Annotated in this window: 18 protein-coding genes; 11 read left to right on the forward strand and 7 right to left on the reverse strand. The window is 65.5% G+C overall.

What is annotated here, in order from left to right:
- The first annotated feature begins 73 nt into the window (after positions 1-73).
- The 3 genes from IE00_RS12445 to IE00_RS12455 are packed head-to-tail and all read left to right on the forward strand — an operon-like array spanning position 74 to position 4184.
- A complete protein-coding gene (locus IE00_RS12445) occupies positions 74-1099 on the forward strand; it encodes a glycosyltransferase family 2 protein (RefSeq protein ID WP_072297443.1) in 1026 nt (341 codons plus the stop codon).
- Positions 1096-2790: a beta-1,6-N-acetylglucosaminyltransferase gene (locus tag IE00_RS12450; RefSeq protein ID WP_072297444.1), complete on the forward strand. Its 1695-nt coding sequence runs from the start codon at positions 1096-1098 to the stop codon at positions 2788-2790. Before IE00_RS12445 ends, IE00_RS12450 begins: the two co-directional genes overlap by 4 nt.
- Positions 2787-4184, forward strand: coding sequence for a hypothetical protein (locus IE00_RS12455; protein ID WP_072297445.1), 1398 nt, complete (start codon positions 2787-2789; stop codon positions 4182-4184). The genes IE00_RS12450 and IE00_RS12455 overlap by 4 nt, the downstream gene beginning before the upstream one ends.
- Positions 4185-4224: 40 nt before the next feature.
- On the opposite strand, the gene IE00_RS12460 is transcribed toward IE00_RS12455, so the two are convergent.
- A complete protein-coding gene (locus IE00_RS12460) occupies positions 4225-5613 on the reverse strand; it encodes a phosphomannomutase (protein ID WP_072297446.1) in 1389 nt (462 codons plus the stop codon).
- Between the two features lie 165 nt (positions 5614-5778).
- On the opposite strand from IE00_RS12460, the gene IE00_RS12465 reads away from it, so the two are divergent.
- From IE00_RS12465 to IE00_RS12490, 6 genes are all read left to right on the forward strand, one after another.
- Positions 5779-6174 (forward strand): ketosteroid isomerase-related protein, encoded by a 396-nt coding sequence (locus IE00_RS12465; protein ID WP_072297447.1) that lies wholly within the window; start codon positions 5779-5781, stop codon positions 6172-6174.
- Positions 6171-6755 (forward strand): GNAT family N-acetyltransferase, encoded by a 585-nt coding sequence (locus IE00_RS12470; protein WP_072297448.1) that lies wholly within the window; start codon positions 6171-6173, stop codon positions 6753-6755. The genes IE00_RS12465 and IE00_RS12470 overlap by 4 nt, the downstream gene beginning before the upstream one ends.
- The gene (locus IE00_RS12475) at positions 6752-7612 is read left to right on the forward strand and encodes a carbon-nitrogen hydrolase family protein (RefSeq protein ID WP_072297449.1); all 861 of its coding nucleotides are present in this window, start codon (positions 6752-6754) and stop codon (positions 7610-7612) included. Before IE00_RS12470 ends, IE00_RS12475 begins: the two co-directional genes overlap by 4 nt.
- 70 nt (positions 7613-7682) lie before the next feature.
- Positions 7683-8105 carry an alternative ribosome rescue aminoacyl-tRNA hydrolase ArfB gene (gene arfB, locus IE00_RS12480; protein WP_072297450.1) on the forward strand — a complete coding sequence of 141 codons (423 nt, stop codon included), beginning with the start codon at positions 7683-7685 and terminating at the stop codon, positions 8103-8105.
- Positions 8102-8560, forward strand: a complete 459-nt coding sequence (locus IE00_RS12485) for an NUDIX hydrolase (RefSeq protein ID WP_072297451.1) — start codon at positions 8102-8104, stop codon at positions 8558-8560. The genes arfB and IE00_RS12485 overlap by 4 nt, the downstream gene beginning before the upstream one ends.
- Positions 8561-8575: 15 nt before the next feature.
- On the forward strand, positions 8576-10015 hold the full coding sequence (locus IE00_RS12490; protein WP_072297452.1) for an inorganic phosphate transporter: 1440 nt from the start codon (positions 8576-8578) through the stop codon (positions 10013-10015).
- Positions 10016-10021: 6 nt separating this feature from the next.
- Here the strand turns inward: IE00_RS12490 and pncB are convergent, their stop codons facing one another.
- Both pncB and pncA read right to left on the reverse strand, forming a co-directional pair.
- On the reverse strand, positions 10022-11314 hold the full coding sequence (gene pncB, locus IE00_RS12495) for a nicotinate phosphoribosyltransferase (protein ID WP_072297453.1): 1293 nt from the start codon (positions 11312-11314) through the stop codon (positions 10022-10024).
- 73 nt (positions 11315-11387) lie between these two features.
- A complete protein-coding gene (pncA, locus tag IE00_RS12500) occupies positions 11388-11984 on the reverse strand; it encodes a bifunctional nicotinamidase/pyrazinamidase (protein ID WP_072297454.1) in 597 nt (198 codons plus the stop codon).
- 128 nt (positions 11985-12112) lie between these two features.
- Between pncA and IE00_RS12505 the strand changes: the two genes are divergently transcribed.
- On the forward strand, positions 12113-12988 hold the full coding sequence (locus tag IE00_RS12505; RefSeq protein ID WP_072297455.1) for a rhodanese-related sulfurtransferase: 876 nt from the start codon (positions 12113-12115) through the stop codon (positions 12986-12988).
- Positions 12989-13003: 15 nt separating this feature from the next.
- Here the strand turns inward: IE00_RS12505 and IE00_RS12510 are convergent, their stop codons facing one another.
- Both IE00_RS12510 and IE00_RS12515 read right to left on the reverse strand, forming a co-directional pair.
- Positions 13004-15283 carry an NADP-dependent malic enzyme gene (locus IE00_RS12510; protein ID WP_072297456.1) on the reverse strand — a complete coding sequence of 760 codons (2280 nt, stop codon included), beginning with the start codon at positions 15281-15283 and terminating at the stop codon, positions 13004-13006.
- Positions 15284-15397: 114 nt separating this feature from the next.
- A complete protein-coding gene (locus tag IE00_RS12515) occupies positions 15398-16123 on the reverse strand; it encodes a peptidase (protein ID WP_072297457.1) in 726 nt (241 codons plus the stop codon).
- A 154-nt stretch (positions 16124-16277) separates the two neighbouring features.
- On the opposite strand from IE00_RS12515, the gene IE00_RS12520 reads away from it, so the two are divergent.
- Positions 16278-18251 (forward strand): bifunctional 2',3'-cyclic-nucleotide 2'-phosphodiesterase/3'-nucleotidase, encoded by a 1974-nt coding sequence (locus IE00_RS12520; protein ID WP_072297458.1) that lies wholly within the window; start codon positions 16278-16280, stop codon positions 18249-18251.
- A 66-nt stretch (positions 18252-18317) separates the two neighbouring features.
- Here the strand turns inward: IE00_RS12520 and IE00_RS12525 are convergent, their stop codons facing one another.
- Positions 18318-19130, reverse strand: coding sequence for a transglutaminase family protein (locus tag IE00_RS12525; protein WP_072297459.1), 813 nt, complete (start codon positions 19128-19130; stop codon positions 18318-18320).
- A 4-nt stretch (positions 19131-19134) separates the two neighbouring features.
- Positions 19135-20091, reverse strand: coding sequence for an alpha-E domain-containing protein (locus IE00_RS12530; protein WP_072297460.1), 957 nt, complete (start codon positions 20089-20091; stop codon positions 19135-19137).
- Between the last annotated feature and the right edge of the window lie 11 nt (positions 20092-20102).

A 20102-nucleotide genomic window follows, 5' to 3' on the forward strand; every position in this document is an offset into this window, starting at 1 on the left:
GCGGATGCATGCAGCACATTGCTTGGTATGATGACTTGGTTGCGGAACTCACGAAATTCGGTCGGCGGTGGCGATGCGTATCTCTAAACTGCCCATCTCGGATCGGCTGCGTCGCCGGATCGAACGCCAGTACATGATCGCGCGGGCCTTCAACCGTCGCCGCGCCCTGAAGACGATCGTCAACCGCACCGGCCAGATCCGCAAGGGCGACGTCCTGGCCTTTGTCACCATGCGCAACGAACGCGTCCGCCTGCCCTTCTTCCTGGATTATTACCGCAACCTTGGGGTGAAGCATTTTCTGTTCGTCAACAACAACAGCAATGACGGCAGCGGCAATTACCTGGCCGAACAACCCGACGTGTCGCTGTGGTGGACCAACGCCGGATACAAGCGGGCGCGCTTCGGGATGGACTGGATCAACCGGCTGCTGATGAAATACGGCGACGGGCATTGGTGCCTGACGATCGATCCCGACGAATTCCTGATCTATCCGCATTGCGACACGCGGCCCTTGCAGGCGCTGACCGATTGGCTGGACGCATCGGGTCGGCGGTCCTTTCCGGCCATGCTGCTGGACATGTATCCGCGCGGCAATATCGAGGACGAGCCCTATGAGGAGGGCACCGATCCCTTCGCCATCGCCAAATGGTTCGACCCGGCGAATTATACGATCACCAAGAACTGGTATTACGGCAACCTGTGGATCCAGGGCGGGCCACGGACGCGGAACTTCTTTTCATCGGATCCGATTTCGGGGCCGGCGCTGAACAAGACGCCGCTGGTCAAATGGTCGTGGCGCTATGCCTATGTCAGTTCGACCCACCTGCTGCTGCCGAAATTCCTCAACCAGGTCTATGACGAGGATGGCGGCGAACAGGCGTCGGGTTGCCTGCTGCATGCCAAGTTCCTGTCGACCTTCGCCGAAAAATCCGCCGAGGAACTGGACCGTCGTCAGCATTATGCCAACAGCAAGGAATACAAGGCCTATCACGCCGGGCTGTCCAAGGGGACCAACCTGTGGTGCAGCGAATCGCGCGAATACACCGACTGGCGCCAGCTTGAGGATCTTGGCCTGATATCGCGCGGGAACTGGGCATGACGGGTGCCGCCGACATCCGCCTGGGGGTGGTGCTGCTGTGTCACGCCCAGCTGCAGGTCGCGGCCCATATGGCGCGCATCTGGGTCGAAGGCGGCGCCAGGGTCGCCATCCATATCGACGCCAAGGCCCCGGCCAAGGCGGTCGCCATCATGAAGGAAACGCTGCAGGATCTGCCGGGGATCATCTATTCCCGGCGCGTGTCCTGCGACTGGGGGCGATTTTCGCTGATCGAGGCCACGCAGGATGCCGCGCAGCTGCTGCTGGAGCGGCACCCCGACCTGACCCATGTCTATCTGGCCTCGGGGTCCTGCCTGCCCCTGCGTCCCGTGGCCGAGCTGTGCGAATACCTGGCCCTGGACCCGCAGCGCGATCATATCGAAAGCGTCAGCGCCAATGATGTGGGCTGGACGATCGGCGGCCTGAACGAGGAACGCTTCACGCTCTATTATCCGCTGGACTGGCGGCGGCAACGCTGGCTGTTCGACCGGCTGGTGGACTGGCAGCGCCGCCTGAAGATCAGACGCAGCCCGCCCAAGGGCATCGTCCCCTATCTGGGGTCGCAATGGTGGTGCCTGACGGCCTCGACCCTGCGCGCGATCCTGGGCGATCCGCGTCGGGCGGAATTCGACCGCTATTTCCGCCTGACCTGGATTCCCGATGAAAGCTATTTCCAGACGCTGGCGCGCCGCCATGCGATGCGCATCGAAAGCCACAGCCTGACGCTTGCCAAGTTCGACCAGGACGGGCGTCCCTATCAGCTTTACGACGATCACGCGCGCATGCTGGAAGAATCGCATTGCTTCGTGGCGCGCAAGATCTGGCCGGGGGCGTCCCTGCTGCTGGAGCAGTTTCCCGTCGCGCGGACGGCCGGTCCCGCGCTGCGTCCCCCGCAGCCGCAGCGGTTTGAACGGATGATCAGCCGCACCGTGCGCCGCCGCACGCAAGGGCGGCCAGGCCTCTATATGCAGAGCCGCTATCCGCGCAAGGACAGCGAAAACGGCAAGACCTCGGCGCCCTATGCGGTCTTTCAGGGCTTCACCGACATCTTTCCCGAATTCGAGGCATGGCTGGCGGGCATCATCGATGCCGACATCCACGGCCATCTCTTTTCCCCGGAAATCGTGGAATTCGCGGGCCGTCCGCGGATCGGGCCGGGGGCGATCTCGTCCAACCCCCAGATCCGCGACCGCGATCCGCAGGGGTTTCTGACGGCGCTGATCCGCATCACGTCGCGCATGCAGGTCTTCCAGACCAGCCCGCGCGACAACCAGGCGCTGAACTGGTTCATGGCCACCGATCCCAATGCCCATATCCATGTCGTCACCGGCGCCTGGATGTTGCCGCTGCTGGAATCGGACATGCCCTTCGACGACATCCGCCGCGTCACCGCGATCCTGCAGCGCGCCGAGACCGAGCATCTTGAGGTGCTGAACTCGGTCTGGGTCAAGGCGCGGGTCCAGGTCCACGAGCTGAACGATTTTCTGGCACGCCCGCAGGGGATCATCATGCAGGCGCTGCAGCAGATGCCCGTGACGCCGGACCTGCTGGACAGCATGCCGCGGATGCGCAATCTGGACGGGTTGTCCGAATTGCTGCGCAGGCTGCGCAATTCCGGGCTGAAGCCGCGCCTGTCGGGCGACGGCCTGCCGCTTGTCGATCCATCCCTGTCTGAAAGGACGGCCGCCGAATGACCGAACCGTTTCGCAGCTTCGTGATCTTTGCCGAGATGCGGACAGGCTCGAACCTGCTGGAGGCGACCCTGAACGGGCTGCGCGGCGTCACCTGCTTCGGCGAGGCCTTCAACCCCTACATGATGGGCTGGCCTGACAAGGATGAACTGGAGGGCGTGACCCGCGCCGAGCGCGAGGCCGATCCGATGGCCCTGTTGAAGCGGCTGATCGACAAGCCCGGACACATGTCGGGCTTTCGCTATTTCCACGATCACGATCCGCGCGTCTTCGATGCCATCATGAACGACGCCAGCTGCGCCAAGATCATCCTGACGCGCAACCCGCTGGACAGCTATGTCTCGACCCGGCTGGCATGGGAAACCAACCAGTGGAAGCTGAACGAGACCGAGACCCCCATTCCCGCGTCCATCACCTATGACGGCCCCGAATTCCGTCAGATGCTGGACGCGGTCGAACGGTTCCAGGCGCGGGTGCTGCACCGCCTGCAGGTGTCGGGGCAGACGGGGTTCTGGCTGGGATACGAGGATCTGCGCGATGCCGACGTGATGACGGGGCTGGCGCATTGGATGGGCCGCACCGATGTGGGCCGCTTGGAGCCGGCCCGCGACCAGGTCCCGCAAAACCCGCGCGAACTGGCCGAAAAGGTTCAAAATTTCGACCAGATGCAGCAGGATCTGCAGCAGGTCGATCCCTTCATCCTGCGCCGCATCCCGAATTTCGAACCGCGCCGCGGCCCGTCGGTGCCCAGCTTTGCCGCCGTCGGGGCCGGGCAGGGGCTGATCTATATGCCGGTGCGCTGCGGGCCGGGGCCGCTGATCCGCGACTGGATGGCCCGGCTGGGCGAGGTTCAGCAGGACTTCACCCAGTCCAGCCTGCGCCAATGGAAGCGCAAGCATCCTGGCCATCGCAGCTTTACCGTCCTGCGCCATCCGCTGCATCGCGCCTGGCACGCCTTCCGGCAGGTCCTGACCGAAGGGCCGCCCGAACTGCGTCAGCTGCTGCGCGACGTCCAGCGGGTCCCGCTGCCCGATGACCGGGATCTGGCGGGGCTGTCGCAGGATGCGCAGCTGGACCTGTTCAAGCCCTTCCTGAACTTCCTGCGCCGCAACCTGAACGGCCAGACCACGCTGCCCACCTATGCCGGCTGGGCCAGCCAATCCGAGGTGATATCGGGCTTTGCGCGCTTTTCCACGCCTGACATGCTGATCCGCGAAGATCGGCTGATGCAGGACATGGCGGTGCTGTCAGGGGCGGCGGGGGTGGCAGATGCCGGGCTGCATCATCTGGACAGTGACGCGATGCCGGAATTCCTGCTGCGCAAGCCGCTGATCGAGGCGGCGCGGGCGGCCTATCTGCGCGATTACATCGCCTTCGGGTTCGAAGACCCGGCGTAAGGTGACAGGGCCGCATCGGGTGATGCGGCCCCCTCCGGGATCAGGCTTTCAGCAGCGCCGCCAGTTCGGCCTGCTTTTCGCGCACCAGCGCCGCATCGCCATCGGCTTCGACGTTCAGGCGCACCACCGGTTCGGTGTTCGACTTGCGCAGGTTGAAGCGCCAGCTGCCAAAGTTCAGCGACACGCCGTCCAGATCGTCGCGGCTGTCGGCCTTGGCCTCATAGGTGTCGATCAGGCGCGCGATGGCCGCGTCCGGGTCGGCGATGGTATAGTTCGTCTCTCCGGATGACGGATAAAGACGCATACGCTCCTCCAGCAGCTCGGCCAGGGTCTTGCCCTTGCGCGACAGCAGTTCGATCATCAACAGCCACGGAATCATGCCGCTGTCGCAGTAATAGAAATCGCGGAAGTAATGGTGGGCCGACATCTCGCCGCCATAGATGGCGCTGACGTCGCGCATCTTGCGCTTGATGAAGGCGTGGCCGGTCTTGCTGACGACGGCCTCGCCGCCGGCTTCCTCGATCATGGCGCGGGTGTTCATGATGACGCGGGGGTCATGCACGATCTTTTCGCCCGGCGATTTTTCTAGGAAGGCCGCGCCCAGAAGGCCGACGATATATTCGCCGGGGATGAAGCGCCCGTTCTCGTCAAAGAAGAAGCAACGGTCGAAATCGCCGTCCCATGCGACGCCCAGATCAGCGTTTTCGGCGATCATGCGTTCGACGGTGGGGGGCTGGTTCTCGTCCAGCAGCGGGTTCGGGATGCCGTTCGGAAAGCTGCTGTCGACGTCATGATGCATGCGCACGAAGGTCAGCGGCGCGCCGCGGCGTTCCAGTTCGGCGGCGATGGCGTCGAAGGTCGGGCCGGCGGTGCCATTGCCCGCATTGACCAGGATCTTCATCGGGCGCAGCGCGTCGATATCGACGAAATCGGCCATGCGCGATGCGTATTCGGCGCGGGCATCGCTGAAATCGGTGACGCTGCCCTTGGTGGCGGGGGCGAAATCGCCATTGGTCGCCAGATCGACGATGGGCGGCAGTTCGGTCGCGGGATCAAGCGGCGCCGAGCCGCGGCCCACGATCTTCATGCCGTTGTAGTTGATCGGGTTGTGCGAGGCTGTGACCTCGATCCCGCCATCGGTATCCTGGTTGCCGGTGTGGAAATACACTTCCTCGGTTCCGGCCAGACCCAGGTCCAGCACGTCGGCGCCGCCATCGGTCAGCCCCTCGATCAGGGCCTTTGCCAGTTCGGGCGAGGATTCGCGGCTGTCGCGGCCCACGACCACGCGCTTGGCGCTGCGCGCCTGCGCAAAGGCGCGACCGATGCGATAGGCGACATCGGGGTCCAGGTTCTTGCCCAGTTCGCCGCGCACGTCGTAAGCCTTGAAGCAGGTGATCTCGCGCCTGCCTAGCTGATCTTTTCCGGTCATTCCGGGTCCTCCGATGGTATTGTTGATATCAGCGCTAACAGGTTCGCGCCCAAATTCAAGAGATCGGCTTGCCGAGGGGATGAAATGCCCACCTGCAACCTTGGAAGCAGGTGACGACGCATGCCTGCAGCGCTAAATTGCCTTTGAACACCCAAGAGGACATCCATGGACGCCATCACCCTCATCCAGACCTATTACGATGCCTTCAACGCCGGTCAGACGGATCGGATGCTGGACCTTCTTCACGATGACGTGGAACATCATGTCAATGAAGGGCAGATCCGCAAGGGACGCGACCTGTTCGCGGCGTTCAACGCCCATATGACCGAATGCTATCGTGAAAACCTGACCGACATGGTCATCATGGCCAATGGCGATCGCGCGGCCGCCGAATTCGTCGTGAACGGCACCTATCTGAAGACGGATGAGGGCCTGCCCCCCGCCGATGGCCAGACCTATCGCCTGCCTGCCGGGGCGTTCTTCACCATCCGCGACGGCAAGATCGCCCGCGTCACCACCTATTACAACCTGGCCGACTGGATGCGGCAGGTCGGCGGATGAGCGTCGCGACGCGTGTCCTGACGGGACAGGCGCTGGCCGATGCGCTGGAGGACGTGGCGCGGTTGCGGATGACCGTTTTTCGCGACTGGCCCTACCGCTACGACGGGGATGAAGATTACGAACGTGAATACCTGCAGGCCTATCTCTCGCCAGGCGCGGTCGTGGTGGCGGCCCTGGACGGCGACCGCATCGTGGGCGCGGCCACGGGGGCGCCGATGGCCGACCATGCCGCCGATTTCGCCGCCGCCTTCCAGGATCGCCCCGAGGATCTGTCCGACATCTTCTATTGTGCCGAATCGGCGCTCTTGCCCGAATATCGCGGGCGGGGCATCGGTCACGCCTTCTTTGACGCGCGCGAGGATCATGCGCGTGCCCTGGGTCACCGCTACAGCGCCTTCTGCAGCGTGATCCGCCCGGACGACCATCCCGCGCGCCCGGCCGATTACCGCCCGCTGGACCCGTTCTGGCGCAAGCGCGGCTATGCCCCGCTGCCGGGGGTGATCGCGCGCTTTGCCTGGAAGGATATCGGTCAGCCCGAGGAAACCGACAAGCCGCTGCAATTCTGGATGAAAGCCCTGTGAAGATCGCCGCTGCCGCCTATCCCATCGACTGGTTCGACAATTTCGACGTCTATGCATCCAAGATCGGCCGCTGGGTTGCAGAGGCGAAGGGGGCCGATCTGCTGGTCTTTCCGGAATATGCGGCGATGGAACTGGCCTCGCTGGGCGGACGCGACGTGGCGGGCGATCTGGAGGCCGGCCTGCATCAGGTCGCGCGTCATGCCGATGCCGTGCGCGATCTGCATGCGGCGCTGGCGGCGGAACATGGCTGTCATATCCTTGCAGGGTCCGGTCCGGTCTTTGACGGGCCGCGCCCGGTGAACCGCGCCGTGCTCTATGGTCCCGACGGCGTCATCGGCCATCAGGACAAGCAGATCATGACCCGATTCGAGCGGGAGGACTGGGACGTGACAGGCGGTCCGGGCTTGCGGATCTTCGACACGGCTGTGGGACGGATCGGCATCCTGATCTGTTATGACAGCGAATTTCCCCTGCTGGGGCGCATCCTGGCCGAAGCCGGGGCGGAACTGCTGCTGGTGCCCAGCTGCACCGATACAGTGGCGGGGTTCCACCGGGTGCGCATCGGGGCGATGGCGCGGGCGCTGGAAAGCCAATGTGTGGTGGTTCAGGCGCCCACGGTGGGTGCCTGCGACTGGATGCCCGCGCTGGACGAAAACCGGGGGCGGGCAGCGATTTATGGTCCGCCCGACGGGTTCTGGCCCGAAACCGGCATCATTGCGGAGGGCGCGATGGACGAACCGGGCTGGGTTATCACGGACGTCGATCTGTCGCGCGTGCGTCAAAGTCGCGCCGATGGGGCCGTTCTGCCCTTCGTACACTGGCCCGAACAGGCTGCAAGCCGCCTGCTGACCGATTAGTGTCCATATTTACCGTAAATTAACCGGTTTGCGCTTTAACTGAGCGGGAAACGCGCCATATCCTGTGGTTATGCTTTATGTCACCGACAACATCTCCATCGAGGAATGGGAGCTTTCCGAACAGTTCACCCGGTCGCAAGGCCCGGGTGGGCAGAACGTGAACAAGGTTGAAACCGCGGTCGAATTGCGGTTCGAGGCCGCGCGGTCGCCGAACCTGTCCGATCCCGTCAAGCGCCGCCTGCAACGGCTGGCCGGACGGCGCTGGACCTCGGAAGGCGCGCTGCTGATCCTGGCGCAGGAAACCCGCAGCCAGGCGCGCAACCGCGAATTGGCGCGCGAACGCCTGGCCGAACTGATCCGTCAGGCCCTGACCGCCCCCAAGCGGCGCCTCGCGACCCGCCCCACCCTGGGCAGCCAGCGCCGCCGCCTGAAGGCCAAGACCGTGCGGTCGGGCGTCAAGGCGATGCGCGGCAAGGTGGATGACGCAGAATGAGCTGGTTTGGACGATCATTGGACATGCTGCTGGGGCGCAGGCCGGTGTCGATGCAGGTGGGTGCGGTCTGCTGCGACCCGGTCGCGCGCAAGGTGCTGCTGATCACCAGCCGCGACACGGGGCGGTGGGTCATCCCCAAGGGTTGGCCGATGGCCGGACGCAGCCTGCCCGGCGCTGCCGCCCAGGAAGCCTGGGAGGAAGCTGGCGTTCGCGGCGACATCTCCGCACGGGAACTGGGGCGCTTTACCTATGACAAGGACCAGAATCGCGGCTTTGCCGTCCCGGTCGAGGTGCGGGTCTTCCTGCTGTCGGTCCACAAGCTGCACGACGATTTCCCCGAGGCCAGCGAACGCAAGCGCCGCTGGTTCGCCCCCGCCGACGCCGCCAACATGGTCGTCGAACCGGAATTGAAGACGATGCTGAACGCCCTGGCCCACCATGATTTCCAGATCTGAGGCCCGGTCCCCCGCATGAGCCCACGCCCCAGTTTTCGCACCCTGGACAAGGATCTTGGCCGCATCACCCATGCCGAGGTCGCCCAGCTGCACGCCTTCCGCCCCGTCTGGCGCCTGGGGCTGAGCGTGCTGTCGCTGGTGGGCGGGCTTCTGGTCTTCCTGGCGCTGTCGGGGGCCGCGCCGGGGGTTTTGGCAATAGGGGCGGGCCTGATCGTGGCCGCCTGGCTGGGTGTGGCGATCGGGTCGAACGATGTCGCGAACTCGCTTGGGCCGGCGGTCGGGGCCGGGGCGATCTCGCTGCTGCCGGGGCTGGTGCTGGTGGCGGTGGCGGGGCTGCTGGGTGCCTTTCTGGCAGGCGGCGCCGTTTCGGACAGGCTGGCAGGGGACATCATCGACCTGGCCCCGCTGAGCCAGGGCATCCGCGGTCCGATGGTCATGGTCGCGGCGCTGATCGGGGCGGCGTCCTGGATCACGCTGGCGACGGGGATCGGACTGCCGGTCAGCACCTCGCATTCCATCGTGGGCGGGATCACGGGGGCAGGGGCGGTGGCGCTTGGCCTGTCCTCGGTGGCCTGGACGACGGTGCTGATGATCGCCTCGGTCTGGGTGGCGACGCCCCTGGTGGCGGGGGGGCTTGCGGCACTGCTGCTGGTCTTCCTGCGGGCCAATGTGGTCGATGCCCCTGACCGGGGGGCGGCGGCCCTGCGGTGGCTGCCGGGCATGGTGGCGACGATGTGCGCCGCCTTTGCCGTCTATGTCTGCATCCTGATCTTCGACGGGCCGCAGCTGATGCTGCTTTATCCGGCCGCCGCCGCCCTGGCCGGGGCCGCGGGCTATGGCATCACCCATCGCGGCGTGCTGCGCGAATTGAAGGACCATCCCAAAAAGCCCAGCACCAAGCGCCTGCTGCGCCCCGCCTTGCTGATCGCGGTGGTCATTATGGGCTTTGCCCACGGGGCGAACGATGTCGGCAATATCGCCGGGCCGCTTTCGGTCATCCTGCAGGGCCATGCGGTCAGCGGCCAGATCGGGGTGGTGCCTGCGGCCATCCTGATCGGGGGGGGGCTGGCCATCGCCACGGGCACGCTGCTGTTCGGAAGGCGGCTGGTCACCATGGTCGGCAGCGGCATCACCAAGCTGAATGCCGGGCGTGCCTTCTGCGTGTCGCTGGCGACGGCGGTCACGGTGCTGGGGGCGTCGGGCTTTGGCCTGCCGGTATCGACGACGCATGTCGCGGTGGGGGGCATCTTCGGCGTGGGCTTTGCCCGCGAATGGCTGGACCGCCGCCGTGACGCCCGCCACGAGGCCATGCCCGCCGAGGAAACCCGCCGTCGCATGCTGGTCCGGCGCAGCCATGTCGTGACGATCATGGCCGCATGGCTGATCACCCTGCCGATCACGGCGGCCCTGGGCGCGCTGGCCTGCGCGCTGGTCCTGCGCGCGACCGGCGTCTGACGGGCCCTAGACCGTGACGGCCTGGCTTTCCTGGGCACCGACGCCGAAGACCCGCTTGTAGCGTTCGATCTCGGCCGCGGGACCGGTGGCCTTGGCGGGGTTGTCCGACAGCTTGACCGTGGGCCTGCCATTCGCTGCGACCGCCTTGCAGACCAGGCTGAACGGCGCCAGCCCGTCGCCCGGCACCAGCCCGCGGAAATCGTTGGTCAGCAGCGTGCCCCAGCCGAAGCTGACCTTGACCCGCCCGTGGAACTGCCTGTGCAGCGCCACGATCCGGTCCTGATCCAGCCCGTCGGAAAAGATGATCAGCTTGCGGCGCGGGTCTTCGCCCCGGTCCTTCCACCAGCGGATGGCGGTTTCCGCCCCCGTGGCGGGATCGCCGCTGTCGATGCGGATACCGGTCCAGCCCGCCAGCCAGTCGGGCGCGTCGTTCAGGAAACCCGCGCTGCCATAGGTGTCGGGCAGGATCATCCGCAAGTTGCCCTCGTGTTCCTCGTGCCAGTCGGCCAGGACGTCATAGGGGGCCTGCTTCAGCGCCGCGTCGGTTTCGGCCAGCGCGGCATAGACCATGGGCAGTTCATGCGCGTTCGTGCCGATCGCCTCGATGTCGCGATGCATGGCGATCAGGCAGTTCGAGGTGCCGGTGAACCGGTCGCCCAACCCCTCGATCATGGCCTGCACGGCCCAGTCCTGCCACAGGAAGCTGTGGCGGCGGCGGGTCCCGAAATCGGCGATGCGCAGATCGTCCAGCTGGCGCAGCGTCTCGATCTTTTCCCACAGACGCGTCATGGCGCGGGCATAAAGGACCTGCAGTTCGAACCGGCCCATATCCTTCAGGACGGCGCGGGACCGCAGCTCCATCAGGATCGACAGGGCCGGAATTTCCCACAGCATCACCTCGGGCCACTTTCCCTCGAAGGTCAGTTCATACTGCCCGTCATGCTTGCGCAGGTGATAGGCGGGCAGGCGCAGACCCTCCAGAAATTCCATGAAGTCGGGTCGGAACATCTGGCGCTTGCCATAAAAGGTGTTGCCGCGCAGCCAGGTGCTTTCGCCGCGCGTCAGGGACAGGTCGCGCACATGGTCCAGCTGTTCGCGCAGCTCTCCCTCGTCGATGATGTCGGCCAGGCGCACCGATTTGCTGCGGTTGATCAGGCTGAAGGTGACGGTGGTATCGGGGTGGTTGCGAAACACCGACTGGCACATCAGCAGCTTGTAGAAATCGGTGTCGATCAGGGACCGCACGATGGGGTCGATCTTCCACTTGTGGTTATAGACGCGCGTGGCGATATCGACCATGACCGCATTCCTTATGGCATTTCGCCTTTGGTGCCCGTTCCGGCATCGGGGCGCAAGCCCACGTCAAGTCGCGTCAGGCCAGCGTGACGCCCGCATCGCGCATGGCCTTGCGGGCCGCGGCCAGGCTGCCATCCATGTCGATGGCCCGGCAGGCATCTTCGATCACCTGCGTCGCAAAGCCCAGCCTGGCGGCGTCGATCGCGCTCCAGGCGACGCAGAAATCATGGGCAAGCCCCACCAGCGACAGTTGCGTGATGCCGCGTTCGCGCAGATAGCCCGCCAGGCCGGTCGGCGTCGCATGGTCGTTTTCGTAAAAGGCGGAATAGCTGTCGATTCCGGCGCGAAAGCCCTTGCGCAGCACCATGTCCGCCCGCTTGACCGTCAGATCGCGGTGAAAGGCAGCACCCGGCGTGCCGATGACGCAATGGCGCGGCCACAGCACCTGGGGGCCATAGGGCATCTGCGTCACGCTGAAGGGTTCGGCGCCTTCGTGGTTGTCGACAAAGCTGGCGTGATCGGCGGGGTGCCAGTCCTGGGTCAGGATGACGGCGTCGAAATCCTGCATCAGGCGGTTGATCGGGTCGATGATCTGGTCGCCATGCGGCACCGCCAGGCTGCCGCCGGGGCAGAAATCGTTCTGCATGTCGATCACGATCAGCGCGTTTGCCATGGTCCACCTGTGCCATTTCCCCGGGTCCCCAGTAAGCCGGGGCCGGGCAGCCATGGTCAAGCCCCGATGCGACCCCCGATGCGACGGCGACCCTTGCCCCGAGGGCTGGCGCTGTCTAAATCACGCCCATGCTGACCGTTGCCGCCCTTTATCATTTCGCCCGGCTTCCCGACCCCGCGGTCCGGCAGGCCCCGCTGCTGGACCTGTGCCGCGCCGAAGGCCTTTGCGGCACCCTGCTTTTGGCCCCCGAGGGCATCAACGGCACCATTGCCGGTCCCCGCGCGGGCATCGACGCCGTGCTGGCCCATATCCGCGCCTGGCCCGGATTTTCGGCGCTGGACTGGAAGGAAAGCTCTGCGGCGACCCCGCCCTTCGCCCGCATGAAGGTCCGCCTGAAGGCCGAGATCGTGACCATGGGCCAGCCCGACGTGGACCCCACCGCCGCCGTCGGCAGCTATGTCGAAGCGCGGGACTGGAACGCGCTGATCAGCGCCCCCGATGTCGCCGTCATCGACACCCGCAACGATTACGAGGTCCAGATCGGCACCTTCCAGGGCGCGGTCGATCCCGGCACCGCCAGCTTTCGCGATTTTCCCGCCTGGTGGGAGGAAAACGCCCATCGTTTCCACAACAAGCGGATCGCGATGTTCTGCACCGGCGGCATCCGCTGCGAGAAATCGACCAATTTCCTGATGGCGCAGGGCGTCACGGATGTCTTCCACCTCAAGGGCGGCATCCTGAAATACCTGCAGGAGGTGCCGCAGGATGACAGCCTGTGGCAGGGCGAATGCTTCGTCTTCGACCAGCGCGTCAGCCTGGGCCACGGGTTGCAGCAGGGCCGGCACCAGCTGTGCCACGCCTGCCGCCGCCCCCTGTCCCCCGAGGATCGCCAGCGCCCCGAATTCGAAGAGGGCGCCTGCTGTCATCGCTGCATCGACGAATACACCCCCGAGGATCGCGAGCGTTTCCGCGAAAGGCAGCGCCAGTTCGACCGCAACGCCTGAGGGGCGGCCGCGCCTTTACCCGGCGGCGCCGACGCCCCCCGCCGCGATGGCCGCCATGTTCAGGATGTCGCTGACGGTCGAATTGGTCGAACAGATCTGGATGGGCTTGGGCACGCCCGTCAGGATCGGTCCGATCACCGTCGCCCCCGCCATTTCCTGCAGCAGCTTGACCGAGATCGATGCCGAATGCCGCGCCGGCACCACCAGCACGTTGGCGGGCGCGGTCAGGCGGCTGAAGGGGTAACGTGCGGCGGCGTCCATGTTCAGCGCCACGTCCACGGTCATCTCGCCCTCGTATTCGAAATCGGCGCCGCGGCGGTCCAGCACCTTGGCGGCCTCGGCCATCTTGATGGCGCGTTCGCTGACCGGATAGCCGAAGTTCGAAAACGACAGGAAGGCCACGCGCGGGTCCAGCCCCAGGCCACGCGCCACAGATGCACCGCGGGTGGCGATATCGGCCAGATCTTCGGCCTCGGGCCATTCATGCACCAGCGTGTCGCCGATCAGCACGATCCGGCCCCGGTGCAGCACGGCGGTGATGCCCACCGCCCCATCCTGCGGGCGCACGTCGAAGACATGGCCGATCTGCGCCAGCACCGGCGCGTTCTTGCGCGTCGCCCCGGTCACCAGCCCGTCACCATGGCCATGCGCCAGCATCAGGGCGGCAAAGATGTGGCGGTCGCGATTGGCCAGCTTGTAGGCATCCTCTCGGTCGACGCCCTTGCGTTGCAGGCGCTGGTACAGGAACTCGTGATAGCTTTCCAAATGTCGGGTGTTGCCGGCGTTCACCACGCTGATCTCGCGGAAGGCGTCGCCCATGCCCAGGGCCTCCAGCTCGGACTTGACCTCGGCCTCGCGGCCGACGACCAGCGATTGGCCCATGCCACCGCGTTGCCAGGCGACGGCGGCGCGCAGGACGCGCGGATCGTCGCCTTCGGCAAAGATCATCCGCGCCTGCTTGGACCGCGCGCGGGCATGGATGCCCTGCAGGATCGAGGCGGTCGGGTCCATCCGGTTCTTCAACGTCTGGACATAGCCGTCCATGTCGATGATCGGGCGGCGGGCAACGCCGGTTTCCATTCCCGCGCGGGCGACGGCGGGCGGGATGACGTGGATCAGCCGCGGATCGAAAGGCGTCGGGATGATGTAGTCGCGCCCGAACTGCAGCTTGCGGCCATAGGCGACGGCGACCTCGTCGGGGACATCCTCGCGCGCCAAGCGGGCCAGGGCCTCGGCGCAGGCGATCTTCATCTCGTCATTGATGGCGCGGGCGTGGATGTCCAGCGCGCCGCGGAACAGGTAGGGAAAGCCCAGGACGTTGTTCACCTGGTTCGGGTAATCGCTGCGGCCGGTGGCCACGATGGCGTCGGGGCGGACGGCATGGGCGTCCTCGGGGGTGATCTCGGGGTCGGGGTTCGCCATGGCGAAGATCACCGGGTTGTCGGCCATGCTGACGACCATGTCCTGGGTCACGGCACCCTTGGCGCTGACGCCCAGGAAGACGTCGGCGCCTTTCATGGCCTCCTCCAGCGTGCGGGCGTCGGTCACGACCGCATGGGCCGATTTCCACTGGTTCATGCCTTCGGTGCGGCCCTGATAGATGACGCCCTTGGTGTCGCACATGATGCAGTTGTCGTTCCGCGCGCCCATGGATTTCAGCAGTTCCAGGCAGGCGATGCCAGCGGCCCCCGCGCCGTTCAGCACGATGCGCACATCCTCGATCTTCTTGCCCGACAGCTCCAGCGCGTTCAGCAGGCCCGCGGCGCAGATGACGGCGGTGCCGTGCTGGTCGTCGTGAAAGACCGGGATGTCCATCAGCTCCTTCAGGCGCTGTTCGATGATGAAACATTCCGGCGCCTTGATGTCCTCCAGGTTGATGCCCCCGAAGGTCGGGCCCATCAGCTTGACGGCATTGATGAATTCATCGGCGTCCTCGGTGTCCAGCTCCAGGTCGATGGCGTTCACGTCGGCAAAGCGCTTGAACAGCACCGCCTTGCCCTCCATCACCGGCTTCGAGGCCAGCGCGCCCAGATTGCCCATCCCCAGGATCGCGGTGCCGTTGGAAATGACCGCGACCATGTTGCCCTTGGTGGTATAATCGTATGCCGTTTCCGGCCGGTCCGCGATGGCCTGCACCGGCACCGCGACGCCCGGCGAATAGGCCAGCGACAGGTCGCGCTGCGTGGTCATGGGGGTCGATGCGACAATGTCGTATTTCCCCGGCCGCGGCTCCATGTGATAGGCCAGCGCCTCTTCGGGGGTGATCCGTGTGCTGCGGGTGGTCTTGTCGGTCATGAAATCGTTCCCCCGGGACTGTGTCCCGCATGCTTAGCGCGCCGGTTTGGCTGCATCAACGCGCAACGGGCGCGGGGTTGCGCTAACATGCGGGACCGACCGCCCCGGGGGAATTCAGATGGTGATGTTGACGAAGCTGTCGCGCAGGGCGGCGGACCAGGCGGCGCTCATCTGCATGAAATCGGCATCCCCGTCCTGGATGCGGCGGCGCAGGGTGATGCCGCAATGATCCCGCGCGATCACCGCCAGGTCCAGCGGCATGCCGACCGACAGGTTGGATCGAAGCGTCGAATCCATCGACAGCAGCACCGCCTTCTGGGCGTCCTGCAGGTTCGTGTCGGGCGTCACCACCCGGTCCAGGATCGGTTTGCCGTATTTGTGTTCGCCGATCTGCAGGAAGGGGGTGTCCTCGGTCGCCTCGATGAAGTTGCCTTCCGGATAGATCAGGAACATGCGCATGTCGCCGCCCTGCCGCTGGCCCGCGACGATCATGCTGGCCGATGCCTGCTGCTTCAGGTCGCGGCACTGGTCGGCGATTTCGCGGCGCGTGCGCGACAGCGTGTCGCCGATGATCGTGGCCACGCGCAACATCGTCGGCGCCTTGAGGATCGATGTCGTCTCATCGGCCAGGTCGTCCTCGATCGCCTCCTCCAGGCGGGCGATGGTGGTCTGGGTGACCGACAGCGACCCGGCGGTCATGATGGTGATGATGCGTTCGCCGGGGTTTTCGAAGAAGAACATCTTGCGATAGCAGGATATGTTGTCCAGCCCCGCATTCGTGCGCGTATCCGACAGCAGCACCAGCCCGGCATCCAGTTTCAGTCCGACGCAATAGGTCATCGGCGGTCTTTCCCTTCGTCTTCCGCAAAGCAGACTAGGGGTCTGCCGCGGGCGAGGCAATGCTTCCGAACGGATAGAACTCGGGCAGAGAAGTCTTGGCAATCCGCCTGCACTTCGTGCAACTTTCCGGCATCATCATCCCGGAGCCTTCGCCATGTCCCATCCCCTTGCCCTGACCCGCCGCGGTTTCCTGACCTCCAGCGCCGCCGGACTGGCGGTCGTGGCGCTGCACCCCTTTTCGGCCCGCGCCGAGGCGGGGCAGGCGCATCTGCGCATCATGGAAACGACCGACCTGCATGTGCATGTCTGGCCCTATGACTATTACGCCGACAAGCCGGTCGATACGCTGGGGCTGGCCCGCACCGCGGCGCTGGTGCAGGCGATCAGGGCCGAGGCGACGAACGCCATCCTGTTCGACAACGGCGATTTCCTGCAGGGCAACCCGATGGGCGATTACATCGCCTATGAACGCGGCATGGCCGAGGGGCAGATGCACCCCATCATATCGGCCCTGAACGAGGTCGGTGTCGCGGCAGGCACGCTGGGGAACCATGAATTCAACTATGGCCTGGATTTCCTGAAGAACACCCTGGCGGGTGCGGGCTATCCGGTGGTTTGCGCCAATGTCGTGACCGAACGCGGGGCCACGCCCGATCAGGACAAGACGCTGGTGCCGCCCTATGCGATCATCGACCATCAGCTGACCGACGGGGCGGGGACCGCGCATCCGATCCGGATCGGCGTCATCGGCTTCGTCCCGCCCCAGATCATGCAATGGGACCGCGCGCATCTGGAGGGCAACGTCACCACCCGCGACATCGTCGAGGCGGCCGAGGCCTGGGTTCCCAAGCTGCTGGAACAGGGGGCCGAACTGGTCGTCGCCTTGTCCCATTCGGGCATCGGCGATGCGAAGGCGGTTCAGGGGATGGAAAACGCCTCGGTGCCGCTGGCCGGGGTTCAGGGCATCGACGTCGTCCTGACCGGCCACCAGCACCTGGTCTTTCCGGGGCCCGATTTCGAAGGCGTCGACGGTGTCGACGTGGCCGCCGGCACGATCAACGGCAAGCCTGCGGTCATGGGCGGCTTCTGGGGGTCGCATATGGGGCTGATCGACCTGTTGATGGAACGCCAGGGCGATCGGTGGGTCATCGCCAGCCACCAATCCGAGGCGCGCCCGATCTATGAGCGTGACGCGGATCGCAACGTGACGCCCCTGGTCGAAAGCGTGCCCGCCATCGAAGAGGTGACACAGGCCGAGCATCAGGCGACGCTGGACTATGTCCGCCGCCCCGTGGGCCAGACCAGCGCGCCGCTCTACAGCTATTTCGCGATGGTGGCGGATGATCCTTCGGTGCAGATCGTGTCGAACGCCCAAAGCTGGTATATCGAACAGATGATGGCGGGGACCGCGCATGAGGGCCTGCCCATCCTGTCGGCGGCAGCACCCTTCAAGGCGGGCGGACGCGGGGGCGCGGATTACTATACCGACGTGCCGACGGGCGATATCGCCATCAAGAACGTCGCGGATCTCTATCTGTATCCCAACACCATCCGGGCCGTGCGGATCACCGGCCAGCAGGTCAAGGACTGGCTGGAACGCAGCGCCGGGGCCTTCAACCGGATCACGCCCGGAGAGGCGGATCAGGAACTGATCAACCCGGATTTCCCCAGCTATAATTTCGACGTGATCGACGGGGTCAGCTACCGGATCGACCTGTCCCAGCCCGCGCGGTTCGACAGCGAAGGCGCGGTGGCCGATGCCGCGGCGAACCGGATCGTCGATCTGACCTGGCAGGGCAAGCCGCTGGACATGGCGGCCGAATTCATCGTGGCGACGAACAATTACCGCGCCTCGGGCGGGGGGGCGTTTCCGGGGGCGGACGGGTCGACCGTCGTCTTCGAAGGCCCCGATACCAACCGCGACATCATCGTGCGCTATATCGTCGACAAGGGGACCATCGATCCGCAGGCCGACGGGAACTGGTCCTTTGCGCCGCTGGACGGGGCCACGGTGTTCTTCCAGACCGGGCCGGGCGCCGCCGCCTATGTCGGGGACGTGACAACGCTGGACATCGCCGCGGCGGGCGAGGCCGAGGACGGCTTTGTTGAATATCGGATCACGCTGTAGGGTCCCCGCAACAAAACAGGGGCGGGCCGGGAAGACCGGTCCGCCCCCGTGCATCATCGCATCATGTTATTGTGCCAATTCCTCGACCCGGACGGCGACGGCCAGTTCCTCGGAGCCGCTGCCCATGGCCACACCGCGGATCGGGGCCGCATCCGAGGCGTCCAGCCCCGAGCCCAGCCTGACATAGCGTTCGTCGGGGCAGCATCTGTTCGCCGCATCAAAGCCGACCCAGCCCAGCCCCTGGACGTGGATCTCGGCCCAGGCATGGGCGGCGTCATTGGCCTTGCCGTCGACGGTCGATTGCAGATAGCCCGAGACATAGCGCGCGGGCAGGTCGCGGACGCGCGCCAGCGCCAGCAGCGCATGGGTGTGGTCCTGGCAGACGCCCTCGCCCAGGGCCAAGGCCTCGGCGGCGGTGGTGGCGTGGCCGGTGACGCCGGGCCTGAAGGCGATGCTGTCGCTGACCTGTGTGGACAGGCGGTGCGCCAGATCCAGGCTGTCGGCGGTGCTGCCCTGAACCCCGGTCGCCAGGTCGCGCAGGCTGGCATCGGGTTTCGTCGCCGCCGTTTCGGTCAGATAGGCCATCGGGTGGATCATCTCGCGGTGGCCGCGCAGGACGCCGGCCATGTCGCGGGTGTCGATGCGCCCGTCGATGCGGATGGTGACCTGATCGACGGGGCCGCGCACGGTCCAGCCCTCGATCCAGTCGCCCGCCCCGTCGCGAAAGCCCGGGCCGCGGATGCCGCCCGACACGTCGATCTGCCATTCATGGACCTTCTGCCCTTCGAAGATCGACGGCGTCAGGCGCAGGCTCTGGACCAGATTGCGGATCGGCTGGCCATAGCGATAGGTCGTTTCATGCGATATGCGCAGTTTCATGGCCTCAAGCGCCCCCCAGCAGGTAATCCTGGTGCACCAGGTTCGAGATTGTCCCCAGCTCGCGGATGAACCAGCTGAGGAATTCGTGCAGACCTTCGTCGAAGATCATGTCGATGTCGCGGCTTTGCAGCTGTTCCAGAACCTCGCGGCCCTTGTCGCGGGCATCGGTGCTGACGGCATCGCCATAGCGCCGCGCCAGCCCTTCCAGGTGCCAGACGACCTCATAGAGCGAGGTGATCAGCGAACGCGGGCTTTCGCCGTTCAGGATCAGGAAATCGGCCACCTGTCCCGCCGTGATGTCGCCGCCATACGCCCAGTGATAGGCGCGATGCGCCGAGAGCGAGCGCAGGATCACCTGCCATTGATAGGTGTCCAGCCCCGAGCCGACGAATTCGATCCGCGGCAGCAGGACGAAATACTTGACGTCCAGAAGGCGGGCGGTGGCATCGGCACGCTCCAACCCATAGCCCAGGTTCATGAAATGCCAGCCGTCGTTGCGCAGCTGGGTGGCGTTGATGGCGCCCCGCACGGTCGAGGTATGGCCCGTGGTGAAATCCGTCAGCGATGCCGTGTCCAGCCGGTGACGGGGGGTGTTCTCGATCTTGCGCAATTCCTGATAGGTGACGTTCAGCGCGTCCCAGACCTGGCTGGTCAGGGCGGTGCGGACGATGCGGCCCGCCTCGCGCGCCTTCTCGATGCAGTTGACGACGGACGACGGGTTGTCGCGGTCGAAGAAGATGAATTCCTCGATGTTTTCCTGGCTGAACTCGTCGTATTTCGCGGTGAACATGTCCGATGTTCCCGAAGCCTGCAGAAGCGACCGCCATTCGTTCTGATAACCCGCATCGGTATTGGGCAACAGCGTGATGCGCTGGCCCACGTCCAAGAGGCGTGCGGCGGTTTCGGCGCGTTCCAGGTGGCGACCCATCCAGAACAGGTTGGCGGCGGTACGGCTGAGCATCGTGGAACGTC

Origin of the sequence: Paracoccus sp. SM22M-07 (genome assembly GCF_001887735.1) — a bacterium.
Lineage (GTDB): Bacteria > Pseudomonadota > Alphaproteobacteria > Rhodobacterales > Rhodobacteraceae > Paracoccus.

Excerpts from the sequence above, each read along its gene's own strand:
- pncA (WP_072297454.1), bottom strand. The coding sequence starts at position 11,984 with ATGGCAAACGCGCTGATCGTGATCGACATGCAGAACGATTTCTGCCCC.
- IE00_RS12465 (WP_072297447.1), top strand. The coding sequence starts at position 5,779 with ATGGACGCCATCACCCTCATCCAGACCTATTACGATGCCTTCAACGCC.
- IE00_RS12485 (WP_072297451.1), top strand. The coding sequence starts at position 8,102 with ATGAGCTGGTTTGGACGATCATTGGACATGCTGCTGGGGCGCAGGCCG.
- IE00_RS12530 (WP_072297460.1), bottom strand. The coding sequence starts at position 20,091 with ATGCTCAGCCGTACCGCCGCCAACCTGTTCTGGATGGGTCGCCACCTG.
- IE00_RS12460 (WP_072297446.1), bottom strand. The coding sequence starts at position 5,613 with ATGACCGGAAAAGATCAGCTAGGCAGGCGCGAGATCACCTGCTTCAAG.
- IE00_RS12445 (WP_072297443.1), top strand. The coding sequence starts at position 74 with ATGCGTATCTCTAAACTGCCCATCTCGGATCGGCTGCGTCGCCGGATC.
- IE00_RS12455 (WP_072297445.1), top strand. The coding sequence starts at position 2,787 with ATGACCGAACCGTTTCGCAGCTTCGTGATCTTTGCCGAGATGCGGACA.
- IE00_RS12490 (WP_072297452.1), top strand. The coding sequence starts at position 8,576 with ATGAGCCCACGCCCCAGTTTTCGCACCCTGGACAAGGATCTTGGCCGC.
- IE00_RS12450 (WP_072297444.1), top strand. The coding sequence starts at position 1,096 with ATGACGGGTGCCGCCGACATCCGCCTGGGGGTGGTGCTGCTGTGTCAC.
- pncB (WP_072297453.1), bottom strand. The coding sequence starts at position 11,314 with ATGGTCGATATCGCCACGCGCGTCTATAACCACAAGTGGAAGATCGAC.
- IE00_RS12470 (WP_072297448.1), top strand. The coding sequence starts at position 6,171 with ATGAGCGTCGCGACGCGTGTCCTGACGGGACAGGCGCTGGCCGATGCG.
- IE00_RS12515 (WP_072297457.1), bottom strand. The coding sequence starts at position 16,123 with ATGACCTATTGCGTCGGACTGAAACTGGATGCCGGGCTGGTGCTGCTG.
- IE00_RS12505 (WP_072297455.1), top strand. The coding sequence starts at position 12,113 with ATGCTGACCGTTGCCGCCCTTTATCATTTCGCCCGGCTTCCCGACCCC.
- IE00_RS12510 (WP_072297456.1), bottom strand. The coding sequence starts at position 15,283 with ATGACCGACAAGACCACCCGCAGCACACGGATCACCCCCGAAGAGGCG.
- IE00_RS12520 (WP_072297458.1), top strand. The coding sequence starts at position 16,278 with ATGTCCCATCCCCTTGCCCTGACCCGCCGCGGTTTCCTGACCTCCAGC.
- IE00_RS12525 (WP_072297459.1), bottom strand. The coding sequence starts at position 19,130 with ATGAAACTGCGCATATCGCATGAAACGACCTATCGCTATGGCCAGCCG.
- arfB (WP_072297450.1), top strand. The coding sequence starts at position 7,683 with ATGCTTTATGTCACCGACAACATCTCCATCGAGGAATGGGAGCTTTCC.